A 2,531-nucleotide genomic window follows, 5' to 3' on the forward strand; every position below is an offset into this window, starting at 1 on the left:
GCGTGACCCTGATCAAGCTGGCCCGCGATGAAACACTGGTCGGTCTGGAGCGGGTTCAGGAACCGTCGGAAGTCGAAGGTGAAGAGCTGGAAGGTGAAGAGGGTGCAGAGTTCGTTGGCGAAGTCGTGATCGACGACGTTGTTGACGATCAGCAACTCGATGCCGCCGCTGACGAAGAGCCACAAGAGTAAGCGAACAAACAGGGGGCGGATGAGAATTCGCCCCCTTGTTGTTTGTCCGCAATGAAATTTCGGCGCCCATGGAGATCGAGTGTGGGAGCGGGCTTGCTCGCGAAGACGGACTGACATTCAGCATCGATGTCGTCTGTTACACCGCCTTCGCGAGCAAGCCCGCTCCCACATTGGATCTGCGTCGACTGATAAGTTTGCATGACCTACCAAATCAGAGCGAGATTGGATGTGAGCAAGAGAGCCTATAACTTCTGTGCCGGTCCTGCGGCACTTCCCGAAGCTGTCCTGCAGCGCGCCCAGGGTGAACTCCTTGATTGGCACGGCAAGGGCCTGTCGGTCATGGAAATGAGCCATCGCAGCGATGAGTTCGTGTCCATCGCCACCAAGGCCGAGCAGGATCTGCGTGATCTGCTGAATATCCCTTCGAACTATAAAGTGCTGTTTCTGCAAGGCGGCGCCAGCCAGCAGTTTGCTCAGATTCCTCTGAACCTGTTGCCGGAAAACGGCACTGCCGACTATATCGATACCGGTATATGGTCGCAGAAAGCCATCGAAGAAGCTTCGCGCTACGGCAACGTGAATGTCGCCGGTACCGCCAAGCCTTACGACTATTTCGCTATACCCGGTCAGAACGAATGGACCCTGTCGAAAGACGCGGCCTACGTTCACTACGCGCCGAACGAAACCATCGGCGGCCTGGAATTCCAGTGGATCCCCGAAACCGGCGACGTTCCGCTGGTGGCCGACATGTCCTCGGACATTCTGTCTCGCCCGATCGATGTTTCGCGCTTTGGCATGATCTACGCCGGCGCCCAGAAAAACATCGGCCCTAGCGGCATCGTGGTCAACATCGTTCGCGAAGACCTGCTGGGCCACGCCCGTTCCCTGTGCCCGACCATGCTCAATTACAAGGTCGCGGCCGATAACGGCTCGATGTACAACACCCCGCCGACCCTGGCCTGGTACTTGTCCGGCCTGGTGTTCGAGTGGCTCAAAGAGCAGGGTGGTGTTGAAGCCATCGGCAAACTCAATGAAGTGAAACAGCGCACGCTGTATGACTTCATCGACGCCAGCGGTTTGTACAGCAACCCGATCAACAGATCGGACCGCTCGTGGATGAACGTGCCGTTCCGTCTGGCTGACGACCGTCTGGACAAGCCGTTTTTGGCCGGTGCCGACGCGCGTGGCCTGTTGAACCTCAAAGGGCACCGTTCCGTGGGCGGCATGCGCGCCTCCATCTATAACGCCGTCGACATCGTAGCGGTCAACGCGCTGATTTCGTACATGGCAGAGTTCGAGAAGGAACACGGCTAATGTCTGAGCAAGAACTCAAGGCACTGCGCGTTCGCATTGATGCCCTGGACACTAAAGTCCTGGAGCTGATCAGTGAGCGCGCACGCTGCGCCCAGGAAGTTGCGCGAGTAAAGATGGCCTCGCTGGCCGAAGGCGAAGTGCCGGTGTTCTATCGTCCTGAGCGCGAAGCTCAGGTGCTCAAGCGTGTAATGGAGCGTAATAAAGGGCCGCTGGGTAACGAAGAGATGGCGCGGCTGTTCCGCGAAATCATGTCTTCGTGCCTGGCGCTCGAGCAGCCGCTGAAAGTGGCTTACCTCGGCCCTGAAGGCACCTTCACCCAAGCGGCGGCCATGAAGCACTTCGGCCACGCAGTGATCAGCAAGCCCATGGCGGCGATCGACGAAGTGTTCCGCGAAGTGGCTGCCGGTGCGGTGAACTTTGGCGTGGTTCCGGTGGAAAACTCCACTGAAGGCGCGGTCAACCACACCCTCGACAGTTTCCTCGAGCACGACATGGTCATCTGTGGCGAAGTCGAGTTGCGGATTCACCACCACCTGTTGGTCGGTGAAAACACCAAGACTGACAGCATCAGCCGCATCTATTCCCATGCCCAGTCGCTGGCCCAGTGCCGCAAGTGGCTGGACGCCCATTACCCGAATGTCGAGCGCGTGGCGGTGTCCAGCAACGCCGAAGCGGCCAAGCGGGTTAAAGGTGAGTGGAACTCGGCGGCGATTGCCGGCGACATGGCTGCCGGCCTGTACGGCTTGACCCGACTGGCCGAGAAAATCGAGGATCGTCCGGATAACTCCACGCGATTCCTGATGATCGGTAGCCAGGAAGTGCCGCCGACGGGCGACGACAAGACCTCGATCATCGTCTCCATGAGCAACAAGCCCGGTGCGCTTCATGAATTGCTGGTGCCGTTCCACGACAACGGTATCGACCTGACGCGCATCGAAACGCGTCCGTCGCGCAGCGGTAAATGGACCTACGTGTTCTTCATCGACTTCGTCGGCCACCATCGCGATCCATTGATCAAAGGTGTGC

Annotated in this window: 3 protein-coding genes; all 3 read left to right on the forward strand. The window is 58.6% G+C overall.

Annotated elements, in window-relative coordinates; genetic code table 11:
* The coding region (locus AC1DRJ_RS24260) for a hypothetical protein (RefSeq protein ID WP_477804385.1) at nucleotides 1–191 on the forward strand (191 nt) is incomplete at its 5' end.
* A 228-nt stretch (nucleotides 192–419) separates the two neighbouring features.
* Entirely contained in the window at nucleotides 420–1,505 is a 1,086-nt protein-coding gene (gene serC / locus AC1DRJ_RS24265) for a 3-phosphoserine/phosphohydroxythreonine transaminase (protein WP_477804386.1), read from the forward strand.
* Nucleotides 1,505–2,531: prephenate dehydratase (gene pheA / locus AC1DRJ_RS24270; RefSeq protein WP_477804387.1), on the forward strand; the 1,027-nt coding region annotated here is incomplete at its 3' end. The genes serC and pheA, both read left to right, overlap by 1 nt.

This window comes from Pseudomonas sp. P5_B2, assembly GCF_056400445.1.